General features: G+C 51.7%; 25 protein-coding genes and 1 pseudogene. 12 read left to right on the top strand and 14 right to left on the bottom strand.

Features of this window, described 5'->3' with window-relative positions; genetic code table 11:
* Window positions 1-50 precede the first annotated feature (50 nt).
* Window positions 51-899 (bottom strand): hypothetical protein, encoded by an 849-nt coding sequence (locus tag AC286M_RS30805; protein ID WP_488208030.1) that lies wholly within the window; start codon window positions 897-899, stop codon window positions 51-53.
* A 406-nt stretch (window positions 900-1,305) separates the two neighbouring features.
* Here AC286M_RS30805 and AC286M_RS30810 point away from each other — a divergent pair, with 406 nt between their 5' ends.
* Window positions 1,306-2,130 carry an alpha/beta fold hydrolase gene (locus AC286M_RS30810; RefSeq protein ID WP_488208031.1) on the top strand — a complete coding sequence of 275 codons (825 nt, stop codon included), beginning with the start codon at window positions 1,306-1,308 and terminating at the stop codon, window positions 2,128-2,130.
* A 24-nt stretch (window positions 2,131-2,154) separates the two neighbouring features.
* On the opposite strand, the gene AC286M_RS30815 is transcribed toward AC286M_RS30810, so the two are convergent.
* Window positions 2,155-3,207 carry an S-layer homology domain-containing protein gene (locus AC286M_RS30815; RefSeq protein ID WP_488208032.1) on the bottom strand — a complete coding sequence of 351 codons (1,053 nt, stop codon included), beginning with the start codon at window positions 3,205-3,207 and terminating at the stop codon, window positions 2,155-2,157.
* Window positions 3,208-3,384: 177 nt separating this feature from the next.
* Here AC286M_RS30815 and AC286M_RS30820 point away from each other — a divergent pair, with 177 nt between their 5' ends.
* The gene (locus tag AC286M_RS30820) at window positions 3,385-3,744 is read left to right on the top strand and encodes a DUF4870 domain-containing protein (protein ID WP_488208033.1); all 360 of its coding nucleotides are present in this window, start codon (window positions 3,385-3,387) and stop codon (window positions 3,742-3,744) included.
* Window positions 3,745-3,825: 81 nt separating this feature from the next.
* Window positions 3,826-4,206: a DUF4870 domain-containing protein gene (locus AC286M_RS30825; RefSeq protein ID WP_488208034.1), complete on the top strand. Its 381-nt coding sequence runs from the start codon at window positions 3,826-3,828 to the stop codon at window positions 4,204-4,206.
* A gap of 26 nt (window positions 4,207-4,232) precedes the next feature.
* Here AC286M_RS30825 and argB read toward each other — a convergent pair whose 3' ends face one another.
* From argB to aspS, 5 genes are all read right to left on the bottom strand, one after another.
* On the bottom strand, window positions 4,233-5,126 hold the full coding sequence (gene argB / locus AC286M_RS30830; RefSeq protein ID WP_488208035.1) for an acetylglutamate kinase: 894 nt from the start codon (window positions 5,124-5,126) through the stop codon (window positions 4,233-4,235).
* A gap of 123 nt (window positions 5,127-5,249) precedes the next feature.
* Window positions 5,250-5,819, bottom strand: a complete 570-nt coding sequence (locus AC286M_RS30835; RefSeq protein ID WP_488208036.1) for a shikimate kinase — start codon at window positions 5,817-5,819, stop codon at window positions 5,250-5,252.
* 271 nt (window positions 5,820-6,090) lie between these two features.
* Window positions 6,091-7,029 (bottom strand): phosphoribulokinase, encoded by a 939-nt coding sequence (locus AC286M_RS30840; protein WP_488208037.1) that lies wholly within the window; start codon window positions 7,027-7,029, stop codon window positions 6,091-6,093.
* Between the two features lie 199 nt (window positions 7,030-7,228).
* Window positions 7,229-7,462, bottom strand: coding sequence for a DUF2283 domain-containing protein (locus tag AC286M_RS30845; protein ID WP_488208038.1), 234 nt, complete (start codon window positions 7,460-7,462; stop codon window positions 7,229-7,231).
* 102 nt (window positions 7,463-7,564) lie between these two features.
* The gene (gene aspS, locus AC286M_RS30850; protein ID WP_488208039.1) at window positions 7,565-9,367 is read right to left on the bottom strand and encodes an aspartate--tRNA ligase; all 1,803 of its coding nucleotides are present in this window, start codon (window positions 9,365-9,367) and stop codon (window positions 7,565-7,567) included.
* A gap of 482 nt (window positions 9,368-9,849) precedes the next feature.
* On the opposite strand from aspS, the gene AC286M_RS30855 reads away from it, so the two are divergent.
* The 3 genes from AC286M_RS30855 to AC286M_RS30865 all read left to right on the top strand — a co-directional run bounded on the left by AC286M_RS30855 (window position 9,850) and on the right by AC286M_RS30865 (window position 11,613).
* Window positions 9,850-10,401, top strand: a complete 552-nt coding sequence (locus AC286M_RS30855) for a GAF domain-containing protein (protein WP_488208040.1) — start codon at window positions 9,850-9,852, stop codon at window positions 10,399-10,401.
* 148 nt (window positions 10,402-10,549) lie between these two features.
* Window positions 10,550-11,278: a DUF3891 family protein gene (locus tag AC286M_RS30860; protein ID WP_488208041.1), complete on the top strand. Its 729-nt coding sequence runs from the start codon at window positions 10,550-10,552 to the stop codon at window positions 11,276-11,278.
* A 41-nt stretch (window positions 11,279-11,319) separates the two neighbouring features.
* Entirely contained in the window at window positions 11,320-11,613 is a 294-nt protein-coding gene (locus AC286M_RS30865) for a GlsB/YeaQ/YmgE family stress response membrane protein (RefSeq protein WP_488208042.1), read from the top strand.
* Window positions 11,614-11,678: 65 nt separating this feature from the next.
* On the opposite strand, the gene AC286M_RS30870 is transcribed toward AC286M_RS30865, so the two are convergent.
* The 5 genes from AC286M_RS30870 to AC286M_RS30890 form a co-directional block, all read right to left on the bottom strand.
* Entirely contained in the window at window positions 11,679-12,659 is a 981-nt protein-coding gene (locus AC286M_RS30870) for an IS110 family RNA-guided transposase (protein WP_488202946.1), read from the bottom strand.
* A gap of 458 nt (window positions 12,660-13,117) precedes the next feature.
* Window positions 13,118-13,387 (bottom strand): hypothetical protein, encoded by a 270-nt coding sequence (locus AC286M_RS30875; RefSeq protein WP_488208043.1) that lies wholly within the window; start codon window positions 13,385-13,387, stop codon window positions 13,118-13,120.
* Window positions 13,388-13,509: 122 nt separating this feature from the next.
* Window positions 13,510-14,685 (bottom strand): zinc-dependent alcohol dehydrogenase, encoded by a 1,176-nt coding sequence (locus tag AC286M_RS30880; RefSeq protein WP_488208044.1) that lies wholly within the window; start codon window positions 14,683-14,685, stop codon window positions 13,510-13,512.
* 143 nt (window positions 14,686-14,828) lie between these two features.
* Window positions 14,829-15,266: a hypothetical protein gene (locus AC286M_RS30885; RefSeq protein ID WP_488208045.1), complete on the bottom strand. Its 438-nt coding sequence runs from the start codon at window positions 15,264-15,266 to the stop codon at window positions 14,829-14,831.
* A 143-nt stretch (window positions 15,267-15,409) separates the two neighbouring features.
* Entirely contained in the window at window positions 15,410-16,090 is a 681-nt protein-coding gene (locus AC286M_RS30890) for an SRPBCC family protein (RefSeq protein ID WP_488208046.1), read from the bottom strand.
* Between the two features lie 503 nt (window positions 16,091-16,593).
* Here AC286M_RS30890 and AC286M_RS30895 point away from each other — a divergent pair.
* Window positions 16,594-16,824: a hypothetical protein gene (locus AC286M_RS30895; protein ID WP_488208047.1), complete on the top strand. Its 231-nt coding sequence runs from the start codon at window positions 16,594-16,596 to the stop codon at window positions 16,822-16,824.
* A 221-nt stretch (window positions 16,825-17,045) separates the two neighbouring features.
* Window positions 17,046-18,128, top strand: coding sequence for an aldo/keto reductase (locus tag AC286M_RS30900; protein WP_488208048.1), 1,083 nt, complete (start codon window positions 17,046-17,048; stop codon window positions 18,126-18,128).
* 54 nt (window positions 18,129-18,182) lie between these two features.
* Here the strand turns inward: AC286M_RS30900 and AC286M_RS30905 are convergent, their stop codons facing one another.
* Entirely contained in the window at window positions 18,183-18,611 is a 429-nt protein-coding gene (locus AC286M_RS30905; RefSeq protein ID WP_488208049.1) for a hypothetical protein, read from the bottom strand.
* A gap of 42 nt (window positions 18,612-18,653) precedes the next feature.
* The gene (locus AC286M_RS30910) at window positions 18,654-19,535 is read right to left on the bottom strand and encodes a M48 family metalloprotease (RefSeq protein WP_488208050.1); all 882 of its coding nucleotides are present in this window, start codon (window positions 19,533-19,535) and stop codon (window positions 18,654-18,656) included.
* Window positions 19,536-19,981: 446 nt separating this feature from the next.
* On the opposite strand from AC286M_RS30910, the gene AC286M_RS30915 reads away from it, so the two are divergent.
* The 4 genes and pseudogenes from AC286M_RS30915 (at window position 19,982) to AC286M_RS30930 (ending at window position 23,913) form a co-directional block, all read left to right on the top strand.
* Complete coding sequence (locus AC286M_RS30915; RefSeq protein ID WP_488208051.1) at window positions 19,982-20,974, top strand: DUF3352 domain-containing protein; 993 nt, start codon at window positions 19,982-19,984, stop codon at window positions 20,972-20,974.
* 64 nt (window positions 20,975-21,038) lie between these two features.
* Window positions 21,039-22,256 (top strand): annotated as a pseudogene (locus AC286M_RS30920) (IS256 family transposase).
* Between the two features lie 53 nt (window positions 22,257-22,309).
* Window positions 22,310-22,828 (top strand): hypothetical protein, encoded by a 519-nt coding sequence (locus AC286M_RS30925; RefSeq protein ID WP_488208052.1) that lies wholly within the window; start codon window positions 22,310-22,312, stop codon window positions 22,826-22,828.
* Between the two features lie 56 nt (window positions 22,829-22,884).
* Window positions 22,885-23,913, top strand: coding sequence for a DUF3352 domain-containing protein (locus AC286M_RS30930; protein ID WP_488208053.1), 1,029 nt, complete (start codon window positions 22,885-22,887; stop codon window positions 23,911-23,913).
* The last annotated feature ends 63 nt before the right edge of the window (window positions 23,914-23,976 follow it).

Here is a 23,976-nt window from a genome sequence, read left to right on the forward strand (position 1 = left end):
TAGGGGCGAATGGCCATTCGCCCCTACAGATAAGGTATATATGGATTGAATTAACGCCGATAGTGAACGCGGGCGTCCATGCCGAAGGCGCGCAGGTAGTTTTCCCAGTTTTGGGCGGTGCCGCGATCGCGGAAGGGGCCAACGCGGACGTGGGAACCCAGATGGCTACCGATTTGCACCCCGCTAGCTGGGGCATCTAGGGCTAACTGAGCGACATATTGGCTCATTGCCTCTACACTTGCGCCGTTGCTGGGTACGACTACAAAGTAGTTAGCAGAGTCCTCAGAGTCCTCGTCACTTTGATTGACGGGGATGGGCACACTCGAACTCGGCGCGACAGCAACCGTTGACTGGCCGAACTCCACCTCGCGCGGCGCAGAACCACCCGTACCCGCGAACGAATTAGTTAATGCACCGCTAGCGGCAACTTCGACCCGATCCAAACCTGCACCAATGCCGCGCGACTCAAGCTGGGCGATTTGCTGGTTGGCGTCGTCCTGCTGCTGAAACACGCCAGCATCGATCACGGTGCGCCCCTCATGCTCTCGATAGTCGGCAGACGGAACGATGGCTCGCACCTGCTGGAGCATCAGCGGACTGTCGCCATTGACAAAGACAAGATAGGCGTCCTGTGTAGCGGCTCGACTCGAAGCTGAGCTGCTGCTGCGGTAGGGAACGGGGGTGGCGGTTGGCAGCGTTTCGCCAAAGGTGACATTCGGCGGTGGCGGTAGCTGCTCCATGACTTGAGCAGAGGCTGGATTGGCTCCCGACACGCTGGCTGCGATCGCAACTCCGGCTAGCCAGCCGTAGGCAACTGGCGCATCATTCAATCGCAACGAAAATCGAGACGAACGGTTAGACAGCAGCATGGCATCAAGCTCGCGGGTAGAGGAATTCATGATGTCTCCGATGCGATCGCGATTGAAGGTTACGGTCGGGGACATTTGACAACAATATTAAGACTTTTTCATGACAAATTCCACCAGGGATAGCGCTTTACATATCGCAACATAGGCTTTATACCCTAAATGCAGATTGGGTTGTGATGACCGTAGTTACATTGGTTGAGTCTATTGGAAAACTCTGAAAACAGGCAAGCGCTGGATTTCGTAGAGGTCTCAATCAAAATGGCAAAGGCTATAATGGCGTGTTTTAGATGCAGAGCAATGGTTAAACTGGATCATAGATGCTGCAACAATTTTTCATCCTGCAGGCTTTCTGCAGGCTTTCAATACGTGGCGGATTGCGTGACCACAAGGCATGATGCTGGTCTCAATCCGTAGCACACCCCCACAACCCAACGCTATGACCGTTCCTGAATTACCGAAAGTCCGCTTCCTAACTCCCACAACGTTAAAACCCAGTCATCCCCTGTTTATCTTTTTGCCAGGGATGGATGGCACAGGCGAATTGCTGCGAACTCAGCTAGATGGACTGGAGCGCAGTTTTGATATTCGCTGTCTGTCTGTGCCTGCAGACGATTTGACGAATTGGGACGGGCTGGTTGAGCAGGTGGTGCGTTTAATTCGACAGGAAGTGCGATCGCACTTGAAGCGCCCCGTGTATCTCTGTGGAGAATCCTTCGGCGGTTGTTTAGCGCTCAAACTTGCGGTCGCCCATCCGACAATTTTTGACCGGATGATTTTAATTAACCCAGCTTCTTCCTATGGTCAACTGCCCTGGATGCACTGGGGTTCGGGTTTAACGCCGCTGATTCCGAGTCCGCTGTACCAGTTGTCTACCTACGGGCTGTTGCCGTTTCTCGCCGCCCTGGAGCGGATGGATGATCATGCACGTCAGGCGCTGCTGGAAGCCATGCAGTTTGTTTCGCAGAAAAGTTCGGCTTGGCGGCTGTCGCTGCTGCGCGATTTCCATTTGCCCAAAACGCAGTTGAAAGCGATTACGCGTCCGGTATTGCTGATTGCGGGACAGGCAGATCGACTCTTGCCATCGGTGTTAGAAGTGCAGCGCTTGGCTCGATATCTGCCCAACGCGAAAACTCGGATTCTGCCCAATAGCGGTCATGCTTGCCTGTTAGAAAAAGATGTCAATCTGCACCAAATTTTGCAGCAAGAGGCGTTTTTAGTGCGATCGCGCCAGTCACCGTCGTCAACGGCTAAATCGGCCTAGTAGGGGCGAGAATGGCCATTCACCCTACTCCTGCACAACGTACTCTGACTCGACAGGTTCAGCCTGTCCAATTTGCACCAGTCCCTGATACACCATTGCTGCAATATCGGCGCGGGTGGCGGGCTGACTCGGTTCAAACTGATTGAGATCGGGATAGTTGCTGATCAGGCCAGCCTGAGTTGCAGCTGCGATCGCACCACGGGCATAGTCTGGAATCTGATCCGCGTCGCTGTAGCGATTTAGGATGTCATCTGGATTTTCAGGGGGCTGCAAATCCAGACCATTGGCGAGGGCAACGATGGCCTCGGCTCGCGTCAAATTCGTATCAGGCCGAAACTGGTTATCGGGATAGCCCTTGAGGAATCCAGAAGAAGACGCTTCTGCGATCGCAGCTTGCGCCCAAAAATCGGCTGAAATATCGCCGTAGTTAGTGGCTGTCTGCGACTCAGACGGCTGGTCGAATGCGCCCGCCAAAATAGCGGCATATCCGGCACGGCTGACGGGCTGATCCGGCGAAAAACTGCCATCGGGGAATCCAGAAATCACATCTCGCTCAGCTAGTTCAGCGATGAACGGAGCAGCCCAGTATTCACTTGAAACATCGGGAAACGTAACGGCAACTTGGCTCGGTTCTTCAGGAGCCGTTTCGGTAGTAGCCTCACCTTCGGGAAATGCGGCGGTTCTGGCAGGTAAGACCGTTTCGGTTTCAATTTCATCTGCCTCAGAACGGGTTGGCCGAGCTCCGATTAGCGGCAGTGCTGAAGTGCGGCGCGACGTTGAAACATTTTCTTCTTCTTCCTCTGGAGCTGGAACTGGAATCAACGTTGGCAAAGCGGCTTCAGGCTCCTCAGCTTCTGCGTCCTCGTCATCTTCTGTGCTGAACGGCGCAAACAAGCCATCCTGTAGTGAGTCAGATTGCCCAGATAATGGCCCCGTAGACAGCAGCGAACCCGTCGGTCGCCCCATGCCCCACCACAAAATTGCGCCCATGATGGGAAACGTAACTGCGATCGCAATTAGCTCATCAATGCTTAAGCGACGATTAGATTGTGGATCGGGAGGAGGGGATTGGGTCATGATTAGTTTAGGGCAACTTTAAAGGGCTACGCTTAGGCATAGCGTACAGCATGATTTTCTCGATCCGGCTAAAAAAAGGCAAGATCTGGTCAGTAAGATCTGACTTCCGATAGAAAGCGCTATCATGCAAGTCGCCTTCGACAGTATCTAATCATCACTCAACCGTAAACCGATCCTATGACTTTAGAAATGGATCAAGAAACGCGCCAGTGGGCAATGGCCTGTCATCTCAGTTCCCTAATTGGCTTCGCCGGAGTTCCTTTCGGCAATATCATTGGGCCGTTAGTGATTTGGTTGATTAAGCGAGAAGAGTCGCCGTTTATCGACGCCCACGGCAAGGAATCGCTGAACTTTCAGCTCACGATGACGCTGTATGCCTTTGCCTCGATTATTTTATTTATTTGTGGCATTGGCATTTTGACGCTGATTGGCGTCATTATTGCCGGACTTGTGTATTCCATCAAGGCAGCCATTGCCGCGAATCAAGGCCGAACGTACTCCTATCCCGATTTCCTACGGTTACGTTTTATTGATTAGGTTGACTTCTTATGGATGGAACGCGCCACAAGGGCATCTTTCTAGTTTTCTAAATCCCGATTGCATCAGGAGCGGAAATCTATGACGACATCAGAACTCACGCCATCTGCCCGTATCTGGAGCATGATTTGCCACCTGAGTGCCCTGTCGCTGTACTTGGGCATTCCGTTCAGCAATATTTTGGTGCCATTTGCGATCTGGTCGCTGAAACGGGCAGAATCACCGTTTGTCGAACAGCAGGGACGCGACGTAGTGAACTTTCAGCTCACTGTTACCCTGGCGCTGTTGGCGGTTGGCATTCTCATGCTGCCGCTATTGGGATCGCCCCTATTTTTGCTGCTGGCGGCTATGCTGATCGCGGGATTAATTGGGAATTTAGTGGTCGTGATTTTAGGTGCGATCGCAGCTTTCAAAGGAGAACCGTATCAGTATCCGTTGGCGATTCGATTTATTGACTGGTAGGGGTGAATGGTTATTCACCCTCACGTCTACAGCCGATACTCCGATGCCACAATCATCGAGCCAATGCCCATGTCGGTAAAGATCTCCAGCAGCAGAGCATGGGGCACGCGACCATCAACGATGTGTGCCGCTTTGACACCTTGGGCGAGCGATCGCACGCAGCAGGTGACTTTGGGAATCATGCCACCACCGACAACGCCATCGTCAATTAACTTGCGAGCTTGCTGAATGTCCACGCGTGGAATCAGTGTTGAGGGATCTTGGTAATCTTTGAGAATGCCAGCTGTATCGGTAAGCAAAATCAGCTTTTCGGCTCCCATTGCCGCTGCAATTTCGCCAGCCACCGTATCGGCGTTAATGTTGTATGCCTGCCCCGTCTCATCGGCAGCTACGCTGGAGACAACTGGAATATAACCCGCTTCGACCAGTTCCTCTAGCAGCCGCACATTAGTGCTGGTCACTTCACCCACAAAGCCGATCCCTTCTTGCCCTTGGGGACGAGCCATAATCAGGTCGCCATCCTTGCCGCAGAGGCCAACAGCGGAGCCACCTGCCTGGTTAATTAGCGACACAATTTCTTTGTTGACGCGACCAACTAGCACCATCTCCACCACGTCCATTGTGGGGGCATCGGTGACGCGTAAACCGTTCTTAAACTGCGGTTCGATGCCTAGCTTCCCAAGCCAGGAGTTGATTTCCGGCCCGCCGCCATGCACCAAAATGGGCCGAATGCCCACACAGGCCATGAACACGACATCGCGAATCACTTTGGCCTTGAGGGACGAGTCCTTCATGGCCGCACCGCCATATTTGACGACAACGGTGCGCCCCCGAAATTGCTGAATGTAGGGTAGCGCTTCACTGAGTACCCGTACCCGTGTGGCTTCGGTTTCTTGGATGTATTCGCTCTCGCTGCTCATGAGGCCGTTCTGCTTTTAGTATCTTGAATATCTATCGTGTTGCCAAGCTGACAGCAGTGTAAGGGAGGCTACTCGCGATCGCAACGTTATCTAGACGAGAATTCAATCAATGTCAGGAAATGACTATAGATTGGAGTTGATTTTGCCTTCGGTCACTTCAGGCCGGAGAACGTGGGGCAGTTCGGTGAGGATGCGATCGCAAGTTTCGCTTGGCGATTCATGCGGCTGAATGGTTATTGTCAAATCGGCTTGGCTGTAAAGATGCTCGCGCTGTCCCAAGATGGTTTGCAGTGTCTTTTGGGGATCAGGGGTTTGTAGGAGTGGACGGGTAGCGTCATCTTGTAAACGTTCGTACAGCAAATCCACCGCAACATCGAGCCAAACGACAATGCCGTGACGCAAATAGCTCCAGTTCATGCGCTCCAAGACAATACCGCCGCCCGTGGCAATCACCAGATGCGTATAGGCGGAAAGCTGAGAAAGCACCTGAGTTTCAAGCTGGCGAAACGCGACTTCGCCCTCGGTGGCAAAAATGTCGCGAATCGGACGATGGGCGGCCTGCTCAATCACGGCATCGGTATCAAAGAACCGATAGCTGAGCTGTTCAGCTAAAAGTTGGCCAACCGTGGTTTTACCCGATCCCATCATGCCAATGAGAAAAAGGTTCACGCCTTGAAGCAAATCAGTAGTCACGCGCTTGGTCTTGAATCACTGCACCTGCCTATTGTTGCAGATTGCCTGCACCAAAACCCAATTACCTAATCCGCATGGCCTGATGACGTAGGTTGGGTTGAGCGTGCGAAACCCAACGTTCCGACTCGCTTCAGATGTTGGGTTTCGTTATCACTCAACCCAACCTACAGGAAGCTTTGAATCGATTCCGTAGGGACACGGCATGCCGTGTCCCTAATCCAGGTGTTGGGTAGGGAGAGGCTAGTTGTATAGGAACACGGAGTGCCGTGTCCTACTTGACGCGCATGGCCTTGAGCATGTGATAGGTAATCAAGAGCTGGGTTAGTGCCAGTGGATAGCTTTGCAGAATTTCGCCCGTGGTGCCGACGACTTTACCGATATCGTCATTGCCATCCAAGCTGCAAAACTGGCCCAGATAGGGAACTTCATTGCAGAGCACCTTTTCTAGCTCCTGCACCTGCTCTTTATTAGCGTGACCATCGACCTGTAAAACATCGACGGGTTTACCCATGTCGCGATCTAGTTCGAGTCGAATGGCATCACCTAAATGACTACCGCTGGCATCTAGAAAATGGGTAAAGTCGGGGTGGGGAATCGTAGGACGCAAGACCAGTCGAACGTTGAGTAATAAATCATCTTGTCCTGACCCCTCGTCGGGTGGATAGAAGGTCACAACGACGTCAGCCCACTGCCGCTGATGTCGGATATAGGCTTCTGAATCCGATTCTCGCTTGCGGAGTTGTTCCATAACTTGTTCGGGTGTGTAGCCCCGCTTGCGCGTGTCGCGCTTGATTTTCCAGTTTGCCCGTAAATCTTCGGGTGGAGCAAGGTAAACGCGTACGTCATAGGCTTCTCGCATGCCGCGTGTGGAGTAGCCCAGCAGTCCTTCCACGATCACAAACTTGGCTGGTTTGATATATTCGGGCGGATCAAACTCACCTGTACTGTGGTTATAAATCGGCTTGAGGATGGACTGTCCGGTTCGTAGCAAGCCCAAATGCTGCTGAATAATATCCAAGTAGTTACAGTCAGGATGAAGCGCAGAGATCCCCATCTCAGCTCGCTGCTTTCGATCGTAGCGATGATAGTCATCCGTGCAGATAATCGTGACGCTGTCTTCGCCGAGAATCTTGGCGATGCCTCGGGTAAGGGTCGTTTTTCCGGCTGCACTGTCACCAACAATGCCGAGAATGATGGGGCGCTGAGACATAGGTTAAAACCCAGGTGAGGAAAGGACGAAGGATTGTAGAGTGACCTCATTATCTCAGGGCGATGCTGAACATGCATCTTTTCGGGAACGAGAAATGCGATCGCGTAATTTTTCGCAATATTGACAGTCTTGTACTTGCCTTAAACGTGAAGGTCTGCCGTCACGATGCGATGACAGACCTTCACAAATTCTGAATTGTTTATTCTTTGACTTTCGGCTGAGGCTTTTCAAAATCAGCACTGCCCACCAAGTATGTCATCTGATAGGGATTATCCACTCGCTGAGAGGCTTTCCGTATTTCCAGTCCAATCACTCGCCCGTCTTCGTCATAATCCAACACGAACCCTGGAGCCATCTGCGTTGTCTCGTATGCAGCGTTGGGCGAAAACGTAATCTGGAGAATGTCTTTGTCGGGGTCGTAGATGATTTTCATGACGTGACGGACGAGGCAAGTAAATCTGCTGAATGTTAAGCATATAGTTGAGCGGCGATCATGTGCATGACCGCCGCTCAAATGTCATCGAATTATCACACCCTAAGCCTCTTTTTTGTCTTTGTCCTTGGGTCGATAGGTAGACTTCACCTCTAGCTCTCGCAGTTGCTTTTCATCAACGCTGGATGGTGCATTGGTCAGCAAGCAGCGCGCCTGCTGCGTCTTCGGAAAGGCAATGGTGTCGCGAATCGATTCCTCGCCTGACAGCAGCATGACGAGTCGGTCGAGCCCATAGGCGATACCGCCGTGGGGCGGAGTGCCATAGTCAAAGGCATCTAGCAAGAAGCCAAACTTATTACGGGCTTCCTCTTCCGAGAGACCAATCGCTTCAAACACCTGAGATTGAATATCCGGCTGATAAATCCGCAGGCTGCCGCCACCGATTTCAAAGCCGTTGTAGACCAGGTCATACGCCTGCGCCCGTGCCGTTTTGATATCGTCCATATCATCTGGATGAGGGGCGGTGAAGGGGTGGTGCAGGGCTTCCAGCCGCTGCTCGTCCGCATTCCACTCAAACATGGGGAAGTCGGTAATCCACAGCAAATTGATCTTGTCAGGATCAATCAGGTCGAATTCTTGCGCTACGAGCTGCCGTAGTCGATCCAGCGTCTTGTTGACGGTATCAGTATCGCCTGCGCCGAAGAGAAGCAAGTGACCGGGTTGGGCTTGCGTCCGGCTCAGCAGTTCCTGCTTCTGCTCGTCTGTGAGATTGTCCTTGATGGCACCGATGGTATCGATCTTGCCGTCTTCGCGCACCCGAACGTAGGCCAACCCTTTCGCGCCCATTTCAGTCGCGGCGTTAAATAGATCGCCACCGGGTTTAATCCGCACGTTGGAAATGCGATCGCCATCGGGAATGGGCAGCACTTTCACTTTGCCGCCGGACTTGACGGCACCAGAGAAGACCTTAAAGCCGGAATCCTGCACGATGTCGGACACGTTAACCAGTTCTAAACCGTAACGGGTATCCGGTCGATCTGTACCATAACGATCCACCGCCTCCGCATAGGTCAGCCGAGGAAAGGGGCGCGGTAGTTCAATGCCCTGCACAGTTTTGAAAATGTAGCTGACCAGTGACTCATTCAGCTCAATGATCTCTTCCTGAGTCATGAAGCTCATTTCCATGTCGAGCTGAGTAAATTCCGGCTGACGGTCGGCTCGCAGGTCTTCATCGCGGAAACAGCGGGCAATTTGGTAGTAGCGATCGACGCCGCTGACCATGAGCAATTGCTTAAACAGCTGAGGCGACTGGGGCAGTGCATACCACTCACTCGGATTGACTCGTGAGGGGACGAGATAATCCCGCGCACCTTCTGGCGTAGAGCGCGTCAGAATTGGCGTTTCAACCTCCATAAAGCCTTCTTGATCTTCTAAGAAGCGGCGCATGGCTTTGACCGTTTCGTGGCGGATGCGCAGATTGTGCCGCATGCGATCGCGCCTTAGATCTAAATAGCGATACTTGAGCCGCAGGTCTTCCCGCACGGATTCAGTTTCAGCGCTGGAGACTTGAAACGGTAGCTGTTTGCGAACCGGATTGAGCAGCTCAATCTGATCGGCATAGATTTCCACCTCACCCGTCGGCAGCTTGGGATTGAGGGATTCTTCGGGTCGCTGGCTGACTCGACCCGTAATTTTGACGACGTACTCATTCCGCATTTGGCCCGCAAGCTCGTAGGAGTCGGGAGTTCGCTCTGGGTCGCTGACCACTTGGGCGATGCCAGTGCGATCGCGCACGTCGAGAAAGATAACGCCCCCGTGATCACGGCGACGATCGACCCAGCCACAGAGGGTTACGATTTCTCCAATGTGATCAGAGCGAAGTTGGCCGCAATAGTGGGTTCGCATGGTTCTTCAAACTAAATTCTGTAGTAAATAAACGGGTTGACTTAAAAATCGAAAACCTCTCCATTATCGAGGATTGTTCGGCATCTTGAACATCGATTTTTGCAAATTGGTCATGATTCGATCTGATCCCATTTGAGCGCTAATGGCAGTCTGCAAATGCGCCTTTGGGGTTCTGACCAGAGGGATTGGGTCTGCCCAAAGCGTGATGTGAAAGGTTACAACCGCTACTTAGGATATCGATATTCCGTTACGGGATTGCCTTATCTGGGTATGGAGTGAGAGGTGAGGACTATGTTCTCGCGTCTAGCTTCATGCTCAGAATCCTAATCACAACTAAATATAAAGTCTGGTTGAAAACCCATGATTTATTTTTGTGAAACGCTTGCTGAGCAAGCGTTTCACAAAAATAAATCGGGTTCTTATACGCGGATTTGATATAACCACCAATTATCAACAATTACAAGTTACAGGCAGCAATTACGATGGTTTTGCCCAATCATCAACAGGCATCAACAGATTCTAAATCTCTGCTGGGGATAGTTATGCAGGCGCAAAGCCCTAGCGAAGCCCTTGGCTCTGCGTTGCCTGTTTTAGGACAACAGTTAAGCTGCGATCGCATTTTTCTATACCTGCGTCACCCCGATTTAAATCAGGGTCGCGTGCCATTCTGCTGGTGCGATCGCGCCGATGTTCCACCCATCTATGACCGGACGTGGAAAGAGGAACCCGCATCGCTGGCTGACGACGATCCGATGTTTGCAGCAGCTCTTAATGCCGAACCCAGCATTTTCGTTGCTGACGTAGAAATGGCTAGCCCCAATACGTTGAACCGCGAGTTTGAAGCACAAACCTTTGGCCATCGAGCCTTGGTACATGCTCATCTCTGCCGCGATCAGCAGCTTTGGGGCATTCTGCAACCCGAAGTCTTTGATCATCCCCGTCTCTGGAGTTCCACCGATCGCCATTTGATCAACCAAGCGGTTAATTTATTGACGCCTCTGGCTGTGGATTATGTGCGGCAAGCGCTGCGATGATGGGTTCTTTTTCACATGGATTTAATAAATCCGCGAATTGTAAGGGCGGGTTTTGCTGTCAAATCAACGACACGGTGCAGATTGGTCTGCCAAACCCGCCCTTACTTCAAATTTGATTTATTCACGCGATTGATTCGCACGACTAAACATGATCATCAATTTACAAGAAACCGGATGGGAAGTGATTTACCATCGCGCTCATGCTCTGCTGGCTGCTCAGATTGCGGGATATTGGGACTTTGGTGATGCTTCGCACCGACTGTATGAAACAATTGTTGCGATTTCGCACCACGATGACTTGGAGAAAGAGTGGGAAGGCGATCAGCTGACGGAAGCGGGTGCGCCGCTGGACTTTATGCTAGAGCGCGATCCCAAAATTGAAGACCTGCGTCGTCATGCCGATGAAGCGCTCTATCGGGGTCGCTGGGTGGCCATGTTGACCTCCATGCACCTGTCGTTTCTGAATGCGGGCAAGGCGAGTGATGATCCAGAGATGGCTGAATTTCTAGAGGAACAGCGAGAACATCAGGCCCAGTGGAGAAAAGAACTAGGCATCAGTAAAGACAAAGCTGCTTCGGTGTATGACTTTATGCGCTGGTGCGATCGCATGTCGCTGATTCTCTGCCAGCGGCAGATTCCAATGGGCGATCGGTCACTGGAAGTTACGACTGGCCCGGATGGTCGAGACTATTTTGTAAAACAGCTCGATTCTGGCGATTTAGCGGTTGAGCCTTGGCCGTTTAAGCCCGATGCGTTCACGGTGGAGGTGGAAGCCTGCATTTTGAATCAGCTCAAATTTCAGGATCAAGAAGAGTTAAGTAATGCGTTGAAAAACGCGCCCCGTCAGCAGTTGACTTGGACATTTAGGCAAAATTAAGGAGTGGATGTCGTTTTCTCTCTATTTTGAGGAGCGTAAAGATGTCAATCCTTGAGTTGCTAATTTTGCTGCTGATTGCTGCCATTTGCGGCGGCATTGGGCAGGCAATTGTGGGATACACGGTTGGTGGCTGTCTCGTTTCGATTGTGATTGGCTTAATTGGGGCGTTTCTGGGAACTTGGTTAGCTCGTGAATTGGGTCTGCCTTTGCTACTGCCTATCAGCATCGGCGGCAACACGTTTCCTGTGCTGTGGGCTGTGATTGGTTCAGCAATTTTTGCTGCGATCGCAGGTCTCATCAACAAGCTGCTGCGTACTCCTCCAAGGCGTTATTAACTTTGCGTCACGGAAGAAGTGAGGCGAGAGCGATTATCTTAAAAGTCAAGTCGAAAGGAGGTCAATTACGTCATAGCAGCCTCCGGTGGTTGCCAGTGCGTGCCGTGCTTGAGCATGGCATTGAGGATCGTCAGCAGCTTGTGCATAGCGGCAATGCGGGCGACTTTGGCTAACTTGCCACGCTGTTGCAGCCGCTCATAAAAGGCTTTGATGACAGGGTTGTAACGAACTGCAACTAGAGTGGCCATGTAGAGCATCTGCCGAACGGGTTTGCGGCCACCAAAGATCGAGCGCTGCCCTCGCTTTTGCCCACTATCGCGATTGAGCGGAGCCACCCCAACGAGAGCGGCAATTTGACGGTGTGAGAGCGTTCCTAGCTCCGGCAGCAGAGCCAACAGGGTGTTGGCAACCACCTGACCGACACCTGGAACAGAGGTCAGTTGAGCCTGGTGCTGCTGCCACTGTTGGTTGTGTTCCACTTGCTCATCAATCGCTTGGTCAAGGTCGCTGATGCGGTCTTTGAGCCAGTCGATATGGGCTTGAACGTCTTCCTGAGCGGGACCTCGCAGTCCAGCTAAACGGTTGCGCTCCATGGTGAGCATCTCCACTAATTGGCGGCGACGGGTCACCGCATCCTGTAACTGTTGGTGAGCCTCACTGGCCAACGGTCGTAGCGGAGGCTGCATCGCTTCGCCAAACCAGGCGAGGATCGCCGCATCGATTCGGTCGGTCTTAGCCAGTTGATTGGCAGCTCTGGCAAAGTTGCGAGCTTGCTTGGCGTTGATCACCGCTAGTGCATAGCCCTGCTGCTGTGCTGCAAGCGCGATGTGTCGCTCATAGCCACCTGTGGCTTCAACGATGATGCGACCCACCTGCGACGGCTTGGCCAACCGACGGGTTAAATCCTCAATTCCCTCACTGCTGTTGCTCACTCGGAAGTTCTCTCCAGACGGTCTAACATAAACATCCAGCCACCGTTTACACACATCAATGCCGACCCACTGCTTGACGGCTGATGACCTTGAGTCGGTTGATTGCGCGCACATAGTACTCTCCTTGTAGCGAATTCTAGATGGACGATACACACAACTCAGCCTTGCGTCATTCGGGATCTCTTTGTCCCTGCCGATGATCCGAGTTTGGGGTATCAAGTTGAGAGGCGACCCTGGCTCTCGCACGATGTCTCGCATCTCAGGAGGGTCGGTCTACCTCTCTTCTCTCAACATACAAGGAGTGAGGAGTATTTGCGTCTGGATTAGAGGTCTAGCGATTTTTACTGCGATCGCAGGTTTCCATCGACCTTATTAAGAACGTGATTTGTGGCGAAACTATCAGGAGCAGCAAGAGGAGTAGTTGCGAGCACGTTGAAAACTAAAAAGGATCACCGATTCGGTAATCCTTTTTTGGTTTTGATTAGGCTAAACAGCCCTCAAAGATAGAGCAGTCGGCAAACAGATAGACAGAAAGCTCCCTTACTCCCTTACTCCCTTGCTCCCCTGCCCTCTCACCCCTTCTGCTTCTTCCTCGACGAATTCGGATTATCCGGGCCAACCGCATCGGGGTCTGGAGCATTTGCCGAAGGAATATCAGTCGCTTCTGGTTCTGAACTACTCGGCACGCGGTCATCAACTGTACTGGGGATTTCAACACCGCCTGCTCCGGTCGGACTTTCTTCCGCCTCCGCATTCTGGGCTTCGTGGTCGAAAACCTCTGGATCGGTATGGATGTTTGCTTTTCGAGCTTGATCTTTACGATCAGCTTGTTGGTTTGCCATCGGTTGTATCTCCTACATATCAAGTCCGTATGTGAGAACTCAGTAATCCATTTTTTGTGAAAGGCTAACCGAGCCAGCCTTTCACGAGAAATTAAATTGGGTTTTAACCGGACTTTGTGTAACTAAGCTGCAAAGGGTTTGAGGACAACCTTGATGCAGTTTTCTTCTTTGTCGCGGAAAATGCGGTAGGCACGGGGCGCTTCTTCAATCGGTAGCGTGTGAGTGATCAAAAAGGTTGGATCAATGTCGCCCTGCTGAATGCGCTCTAGCAGTGGTCGCAGATACTTGTGGACATGGGTTTGGCCGGAGCGCATCGTCAACCCTTTATTGACGAATGAACCCATTGGCATCTTGTCGATAAATCCGCCATATACCCCCGGCACAGAGACTTTGCCGCCTTTCCGACAGGCTACAATCGCTTGACGCAGCACCATTGCCCGACCCGTTTCCATCCGAATCGCCTGCTTCACCGTGTCATACAGCGCCATTACGCCTGTCCCGTGAGCTTCCATTCCTACTGCGTCAATACAGCAGTCCGGGCCACGACCGCCCGTCATTTCCTTGAGCGCGACGCCTGCATCAAACTCTTCGTAGTTAATAGTTTCAGCGCCGCCCGCTTTAGCCAATTCCAGCCGTTCGGGGATGCGGTCAATCGCAATCACCCGCTCGGCTCCCAGCATGAAGGCGCTGCGAATGGCAAACTGTCCAACTGGGCCACAGCCCCAGACCGCGACCACTTCTCCTGGCTGGATATCGCAGTTTTCGGCGGCCATATAGCCTGTGGGGAAGATGTCGGTCAGGAAGAGAACTTGCTCGTCCGTTAGCCCTTCGGGTACCTTAATGGGGCCAACATCGGCAAAGGGCACTCGTACATACTGTGCTTGCCCACCAGCATAGCCGCCGAGTAAGTGAGAATAGCCAAACAGGCCAGATGGAGAGTGACCGTAGAATTTTTCGGCCATCCAAGCGTTTGGATTGGAATTATCGCAGAGCGACCAGAGATCTCGATTGCAGAAAAAGCAGTTACCGCAGGAAATCGTGAAGGGCACAACAACGCGATCGCCAATTTGCAGATTTTTGACTTCAGGGCCAACTTCGACCACTTCACCCATAAACTCATGGCCCAGGATATCTCCTGACTGCATGGTGGGAATATAGCCATCATAGAGGTGCAGGTCAGAGCCGCAAATGGCCGTTGAAGTGACTTTGAGAATGGCATCGCGCGGGTTCAAAATTTTGGGGTCGGGCACATTATCCACCCGCACATCCTGAGAACCATGCCAGCAAACAGCTTTCATCGTAATTCTCCCTAATTTCCTATGTCTTCATGAAGCGAGGCGCTAAGTTATCCGAAATCCGGTTAAGGCTTAATTTTTTGTGAAAAACTAGCTGAGCCAGCGTTTCACGAAAATAAGTTGGGTTCTTGGACTCGGACTTGAGATTACTGTTGCTCGTCGGTGTAGCGCAGGGTTGGATTTTTCTCAGGATTTACATCCGATGAGGATGTTCCAGAAAACGTCTCTTTGATCTGATCGGTAATCCGTTCCAGCGGCGTTCTGTCCTCTTCCGGCTGGCGAGCCTGTTGGTTTTGATGCTCATAAACCACCGAGGGATCAACACCGCCGTTGTAGTTTTCTTTGCTGATGGGATTATGAGTCTGACGCACGGGGCCGTTCTCATAGGCTTTTGCCTCAGGCGTCATAGCAGCTTGGGCAGGTTGTAGATAAGCGCTTGCGGCTCCAAACCAGAGCGCAATAGCCAATACGCTAATCCCAAACAGGCGCGTCAGTCGGCCATGTTTGAAAGCAGACAAGAATGAAGGGATAGCCTGCACAGCGTTCATGCCGGGAATTGAAAAGCGAAGACGAGAAAGTTGCATAGTAATTAGTTAATGGTTGTTGGTTGATTAATGAGGATTGAATGGGGTGGTTAGTACACGGCCTGCACCACCGACCATTAGCAACTCATCTGCATTTACGAACAGACAATGCGAACAGATTACTAATGGAATAATTTGAGGACTTAAGCGCCTTTCGGTTGGCCTTCAATAGTGGCGATTTCGCCCGCTTCCATGAGCTGCTTAAAGCGGTTCAGCTCATCGCCAATCTGCTGCTCAGGTTCTTCCCCAAACAGTTTTGCGATCGCAGCCGCTAAAACTCCACCCGGTGGCTGATATTCCATAACCACTTTGACCTCCGTGCCGCGATTGCCAGTGGTGGGTTGGAACCGGACAAAACCAGAATTTTCGATGTCGGAACCCTCTTCGGATGCCCAAGCAATCAGGTGATCTGGCTCATCGTTGACAATTACCGCATCCCATTCAATCGTTTGATTCAGCGGCGCATTGGCCACCCAGTGAGAACGATTGGCATCGATATTTCGCACTGACTGGAGATGCTTCATAAAGCGGGGCAGATTTTCGAAATCACGCCAGAAGCTGTAGAGTTCTGAGGCAGGTCGATTAATCGTGACGGTCTTTTCTACGCGAAGCGCATGATCCAGGCCGACCGCATCTTCTACCTGCTTCAGGGTGCTGTTGCCCTGTGTGCCTTGATAAACTAATCCACCACCTGCGATCGCCATCAAGATGCCACGTAGCGATCGCTGTTGCAGCCCAGTGAGGACTAATGCGCCACCGCCAATTAACGACGCCCAACGCTCCAAATCACCAGCCTTTTGTGTGACTGGAGTTTGTGTGCTCATAGAGTTTTCCATACTGGCATCTCCTGATAACAGTGCTAATAGGTCGGCTAGAAATGGGTGGTATAGCTAAGTCTCAGTGCTGTTCTTCAAGGTTGTTCTTCAAGATTGCTAAAGCAGGCTTAGCTCAGCTATTTGTTGCAGTTGTTGATGAAGCTGATCGAAATAATTTTGCAGAAGATATTGAAGAAGATTTAGCGCCTAAGTTTTGGCCACATTGCCAGGATAGAAAGCCAGCGTTTTGGCTCCTTCACTCATAAGGTAGAGAGTTAGAAATGAGCGAGATCTGCTTTAGGAAGAGATTAATAAATACGTTTTTGAGATAAAAACAAATGGATTGCCTTTGGCACTCGAAACCGCGAGTTGCAGCCCAATATGAACTGAATCAATGGCTCATCTATAGATTTGTTGCAAATGAGCAGATTACTGGCTTACTGTTCTTTGGATAGATGAGATTTCGTTCTTGGAGTTGCCACATTTAAAGGCGAAGATTTGGAATTTTTACTATGCCAACAAGTCCACAAACCCAACAAGTTGTTAGCGATTTGGAATATGATTGGCTAACTGTAATGCACAACAAAGCTGAAGCACTACAAGCTTACGATCAGTATATTGAAGATGCACGTAGTGCAAACGCTCAACCTTGTGTTGAACTGTTTTCAAAGCTGAAGCAAGCTGAAGCAGAGCATATTCAAGAAATTCGTAAGCATCTCATGGATGTTATGCAAAATAGCTAATCATCGCTATTTGAGTGCTTCAAAACATTTGAGTTCAGGACAAGTTTCTGTCCTGAACTCAAATAATATTATTTTTAGAATTAAATTTGCTTGGGCGCGATCGCATATTCAGAGGCATGTAATCATGTATGGGATGTGCGATCGCACAATCGCTACAGGATCGATATAAATTCAATAAAATTAAATTTAGACATTCTTGGGCGCTTTTCCCGTGTTTTGCCATGACTCGATCTTGTCAAACCCGCCGCAATTTCTTACTCAGGGCGCTCAGCACAATGGGCGGAGTTATTGGAGTTTCTGCCTGTCAGCAGACCATCAATCACGTGCAAATGGCTCAACCCAACGCTTCGATAACGCCATCTCCCCAATCCGCGTCTACTGCATCAACCACTGCATCAACCGAGACATCAACAAAGGCAACACCAGCGACTACTGAACAACCGCCTGCACCGACTTCGATGCCAGAACGTCTGCTGGGTAAAACGGGGCAAATGCTGCCCGTGCTGGGTTTGGGCGGTTCCGCGTCACCACTGTCGCAGCCGAGCCAAGAAGCCACAGCGCTGGCCATCATTCAGCGGGCGGTGGAGTTAGGGATTCGCTATTTTGATACAGCGGCCAACTATGGCCCCAGTGAAGATTTTCTCGGTAAGGTGTTGCCAGCCCATCGCGAGAACGTGGTGATCGCGACGAAGACCAGTAAGCGGGACTATGACGGCGCATGGCGCGAACTGGAGCGATCGCTCCAGCGACTCAAAACCGACAGCATTGACCTCTGGCAGTTCCATGCACTCACCTATGATTGGGATGTGGATACGCTCTTGCAACCGCAAACGGGAGCAATTAAAGCCGCTCAGGAAGCGCAGGAGCAGGGATTAATTCGCTATGTCGGGGTCTCAGGCCATCACGATGCCAACATTATCGCTACTGCACTGCGGCGCTATCCGTTTGACACGGCTTTAGTGCCAATCAACGCAGCCGATAAGCATACCGACCAACCCTTCATCACCACATTGCTATCTGTGGCTCAAGAGCAGAATGTAGCGGTTATTGCCATGAAGGTGCCTGCTTATGGCAAGTTATTCAAGCCAGGAGTGCTGTCCGGTATGCCGGAAGCGCTGGGCTATACGCTGTCTCAACCCGGTGTACAGCTTTGCATCATTGCCGCTGATACGGTAGCTCAGCTAGAGGAAAATGTTGCCGCTGCTCAAGCGTTTCAACCAATGGATGCAGCAACGATGGCCGATATTGAACAGCGCACAGCCAGCGTTTGGCAAGAAAACAGCTTCTTTCGCCGCTGGACATAATTAACCAAAAGGGGCGCGATATCGCGCCCCTTTTGGCTGAAACTATGAAATTGACTAGCGGGTGTGGTTGCGATCGCGGGGTTCGGTCAGCACTTCCCATGCGGCCTTGGCAGCATCGGATAGGCGATCGCCGAGGGACTGAATTTCAGTCAAGATTGAATTCCAGTTTTGCTCAGCATCTTCCTGGAGATGTCTGACGGCAGTTTCAATGCGATCGGGATCAATCAGCCGATTTTCTTCCAACGCCAAGCGGGCATTTTTAATCGCCGCGAGATAGGTTTCCCGACCTGCCGCTTCAGCGGCCTGAACCTCGGCCTGAGCGCGCTTTTTGATCGCTTCAATCAGCGCATTAGTCTCAGCCTGCATATCGGCTTCTCGGGTGCGGGTCGTTGTTTCAGGAGTCATATCTGTTTCAACTAGTGCTTTTGATTCGTCCGTTTCAACAATTGCCGAAGTTACAGGAACTTGATTTTCTTCGCTCATGATGCCTCCTTGGGAGCTAGAGTGTTCAGAATTTTGGACGTATTAAACGAGTGCTCCGGGCCGGGTAATGCCACTACCGTTGATCTGGCGATCAAGCTGGAGCAACCGCTCAACCCGCAAATCTGTAGCTGGGTGAGTGGAGAATAGACCCGACAGTCCTCCCTTCAGGTTATTCATAATCAGCAGTGGTTCAAAGGCCGGATTGGCTTCCAGCGGCATTTGTCGAGCACCTGCTTCCAGTCGCTTCAGCGCCCGAGCTAGAGCTTTGGGGTTGCCCGTAATCTGTGCTGCCCCGGCGTCAGCGGAGAATTCACGCGTTCGGGAAATACCCATTTGAATGACGCTAGCCGCTAGTGGTGCCAGAATCACGGTTGCTAGCAGGCCGATGGGGTTGGGGCCATTGTCATCTCGCCCGCCGCCACCAAACCACAGGCTATAGCTGAGGATTTGCGCCAGGAAGGAAATCGCGCCGCCAATCGTGGCTGCAACGGCTTGGGTCAACGTGTCGCGATTACGGATGTGGGTCAACTCGTGGGCAATGACGCCTTCTAACTCATCGGCTGGCAGCATCCGCATGATGCCCTGAGTGACTGCAACTGCCGCATGTTGGGGATCGCGGCCCGTTGCAAAGGCATTAGCGGATTGAGTTGGAATAATATAAACCCCCGGCATCGGCAGGTCGGCCTTTTGGCTAAGACGCTGCACCATCGCATAGAGTTCAGGGGCTTGTTGCGGGGTCACGGGTTGGGCGCGATAGGCTTTCAGGGCTATCTGATCAGAATAGAACCAGGAGCCAAAGTTCATGACTGCTGCGACTCCCACGCCGAGCAATGCTCCGCCTGTGCCGCCAAAGATCCAGTAGCAGATGGCAATTAACAGGCCACTGAGCAGTCCGAGTAATGCTGCTGTTTTGACTTGGTTCATAGGTAAATTCGTCCTTTTTATGAGGTGCAAAGTGGATAACCCGATTGCCCGTCAGGACTCCGCCTTGCAATTAATGTTTGTTTACAAACCTTGTTTAAATTTTAGGCAGACTTTTTAAAAAGCATGAGGGGAGACTGCGACGTTTGCGGTACGGATTCACGCACTCTCCAGGTTGACGACTGTCAATACTTGTGCATTATGTATAATGTATACCTTGCAACATAACTTGTCAGACCAAAGCGGTTAGGCCAACCGAATTCCACGTCTATAACCTACTGGACGGATCGGCTGATCTAAATCGTGATTTAGGTTGATTTGTCGTAGATTTATGCTGTTTCCTTGGGATTCCCATGCCATCCAGGTTATTTTTGTGAAGGCTATGTTTTAAGCGACTTTCGCCAGCGCGATCGCACTTTTCACCTAAACGAGCAATGAGGAGACAGGCTATGCGGCACCAGCAGTTCAGCCACTGGCAGACAGGACTACTTGGCAGTGCGATCGCAGTTCCCTTTGCTCTTTCAATGCTTGCTCTGCCTGGCTTCGGCCAGTCTGCTGAGCCAACTGACTCAGAGCAGGAGATTGACTCGACGATCGAACTGGACGTGGAATCGAATGGAGAGATAGAACCTGAATCTGAACCTGAACCAGATACCGCCACAGAGCCTGCTGTTGAACCGGATGCCGATCAGACGAATGCCGAACTGTTACCCGATGAACCGTTAGCCGAAGCGCCTGCCATTGTGCCCAGCGTCGCAACCATTTTGCCTGCGGACGTGGCGGGAGTGATTCTGCTCAGCACCCAGGAAGAACAGTGGCAGTCTCTGTTGCAATATCAAATGATTCGTCTATTTGAGGAAAGCTTTGGTGCTGTACCCCTGAATCCCGGCACTCTCAGCTTTGTGCCCTATCAAGTGGATTATGAAACTGCGATCTCACCTTGGATTGGCGACTACGCGGCTACGGTAATCATGCCTGCTCATCCCAATAGCGAAGCGACTATTGCCGAAAACAGCATGATGGTCGCTCCGGTAACGGATGCCAGCGCTATCCCACAGTTTCTCGATGCTATTCGGGCGACGCGGGATGAACTCCCGACGGAGATGACCTATCGCGGTATTCCCATTCTGGCCTGGGCAGAAATCGCGCCAAGCTTTCCACAGGAAGAGTTTGAGCCTATTCCATCTGAACCAAGCTCGGTGCCGCTGCCTGTAGTGCCGCCAGATCCGCAACCCTCCAGTGATTTGCCTGAGAACAACGTGCCAACTCTGGATGCTCACGACTCATCTACAAGTTGGGAAATAGCCGATGCTGATGTTGTTGAACCCGACACGAATCAACCATCCATCGTCAAAATCGAAGTAGAGATCGATGGTGAGGTAGTCACGGTCAAAACGACAGAAGCGGGAAGTCGCCCATTTGAGCTAGATTTGGGATTGTAAATTAGATTGTGTCAAAGGTCAGAGATGAGATCTAATGAACTATTGAACCTAAGAGACTCGTACTATGACTTTTCGACCTGAACTCCTGGATGAATTGCTTAAAGGCTATCAGAATCCCGAAGACCTGCTGGGGGATGGAGGGATTCTTAAGCAGCTCACGGCGGCTTTGGTGGAACGCTGCTTGAATGCGGAAATGAAAACCCATCTGGACGAGCAACAGGCGGAGCCTGAAAGCGACGTCAAGCCAACTCGTAACCGCCGCAACGGCCACAGCAAGAAGACCATCAAAGGGGAGTTTGGAGAAGCTCAAATCAATGTTCCCCGTGACCGCAACAGTGAGTTTGAACCCATCATCGTCAAGAAGGGGCAGACCCGCTTCGAGGGCTTTGATGACAAGATCTTGTCCCTCTATGCCAGGGGCATGAGTACCCGTGACATTCAGGCTCAACTGCAAGACCTGTATGGCGTTGAGGTCTCAGCCGGGCTGATCTCGAACGTCACGGATGCGGTTGAAACGGAGCGTAAAATTTGGCAAAATCGCGCGCTCGACCCGGTTTATCCCATCGTCTATTTTGATGCCATCGTGGTCAAAGTCAGACAAGACGGGCGGGTGATCAACAAAGCGATTCACTTGGCGCTTGGGGTTAACTTGTCTGGCACCAAAGAACTCTTGGGGATGTGGATGACCCAGAACGAGTCTGCCAAATTTTGGCTTCAAGTGCTCACAGAGCTGCAAAATAGGGGTCTCAAAGACATCTTCATCGCTTGCTGTGATGGCCTCACTGGCTTTCCCGATGCCATTGAAGCGGTCTTTGCTCAAACCCAGGTGCAGTTGTGCATTGTTCACATGGTACGAAATTCACTCCGCTATGTGTCCTACAAAGACCGTAAGGCGGTTGCAGCAGACCTCAAGCTGATTTACACGGCCAGCACTGAGACTGAAGCAGAGCAGCGCTTAGTTGAGTTTGCCGAGCAGTGGGACCAGCAATATCCAACCATTAGCAGGTCTTGGCTTCATCATTGGCAGCGGATTATTCCCTTCTTTGCTTTTTCACCGGAGATTCGTAAAGCAATCTATACGACCAATGCGATTGAATCGATGAATATGACTCTTAGAAAGGTGATTAAAAACCACCGAGCTTTTCCAACCGATGAATCTGCCCTAAAAGTTATCTACTTGGCAATTCAAAATATTGCCAAAAAGTGAACCATGCCCATTCGCGACTGGAAACCCGCTCTCAACCGCTTCGCGATTGAATTCAGCGATCGCTTTCCAACTTGAGTTTTTACCTTTGACACAATCTATTTGACATACCCCTAGATTTGCCCGATGGAGTGGAAACTCAAATTCAGGGATTAGACGAACTTGAATCCTCTGAAATGGAACCACCTCCAGTCGAACCGTTCGGCATAGAACCCTTTGAACCGGGTTCTCCAGAGATCGAAACAGGCGAAGATTTCCCCTTGGATGAGATCACTCTGCCGCCAATTCCGGGACTTGCGATCGCAGTTCTACCCGATTTCATCGCCCTCGCCGCCTCCCCCGAACCCATCCAGCAGTGGCTCGACAACCCCGTCACCCACGCATTCGGCGTCGAATCTGCGATCGCACCCCCAACACCAGCAAATCCGACCACAGACGCTCTAGCTCCTAACTCTACCCCCCTGCCCCCCACCTCCCCTACTCCCTCCGACTCCCTAACCCCTGACTCCCTACCCCCCGACTCCCAAACTTCCAACTCTGCACCCTCGCTTCCTATCTCCCCTCCCCCCTCTCCCTCCCCCCCGAACCCCTCGCCGACAACACCGACTTCCAGCGCGTCCTTGCCGATGACAAGTTTGAGCGCTCTTTAATCGTTAGCTACGGTAATCTCGATCAACTCTCCCGCTTTAGCGGATTTGGCGTCGAAATGCCGCCGCTTCCCCCTGGCGCACCGTTTCCAATTCCGCCCGTCCCCTCACCCTCAGAATTACCGCTCGATTCCGAAGCCAGCTTTTTCCAGGCGCTAGAGCTGGCCGCAACCGCTATTGATACCGTAGAAAATTTCGTCACGCTGGAGCCAGAAGGGATTCAGTTCCAAAGCCGCGTCCACTTCCGCTTGCCGCAGCTCAGCTATGCGCTGCTCGATGACGTGGATCAAATCTATGAGCAGATTCCTGCACCAACTTATTTTCTCGCCAGCGGTCAGGATTTGTCGAAACTGTGGCTAACGGTGAGTAGTTTACTGGAGGCCAATCCCGCGACGGCTGAATATCTCAACATGGCCCGCTTGGGCACACAATTGACGACAGGTTTAGATTTGGACGAGGATATCTTTCGCTGGATGGACGGGGAATACAGCCTATTCCTGTTTCCGAGCCGTTACAGCCTGCTGGATGATTTCTTACCTAATCTCGACTTGGGTTTAGGCGTGATGATCCAAACCCGCGATCGCAACTCTGCCGAAACCGCCCTTGCTGCCCTCAGCGATCTGGCAGCCAGCGCTCTGCAACTCGAAGTCACGCCTAGCCAGGTGAATGACCAACCGATTACAAGTCTACGCATCCCATCAGATGTCACGGTTCCCGCTAGTCTTGATCCCAATGTGTTTAGCTATGGCTGGGTGAATGACAATACTCTGGTGATGACGCTGGGCGAATCCCAAATGTCACTGCTCAATCCCGCCCCGCTCGATCCAATTTCGACCGCCTATCCGTTTTCCACCATCAATCAGCGCTTGCCTCATCCCAACTATGGTTACGCCTTTCTCAATACGGGTGCAACACTGTCCCTGATTTATCAATTGCTGCCATCAGAATGGAAAACAGCCGAATTTCGCGAAGTTCAGCGCTTTCTCGGCTCCATCCACAGCTTCAGCAGCACCCTCTCCAGCTCCGAAGACTATCTGCAAGCCGACTTCCTCTTCGGCCTCTCCCCTGCCCGACAACCATTACCTTAACTCCCTCGCTCTCCTCGACTCCCTTTACTACCCCCTTCTCCCTCAGCCCTTCTACAGCCTCTA

The organism is Thainema salinarum CENA647, from assembly GCF_057732415.1.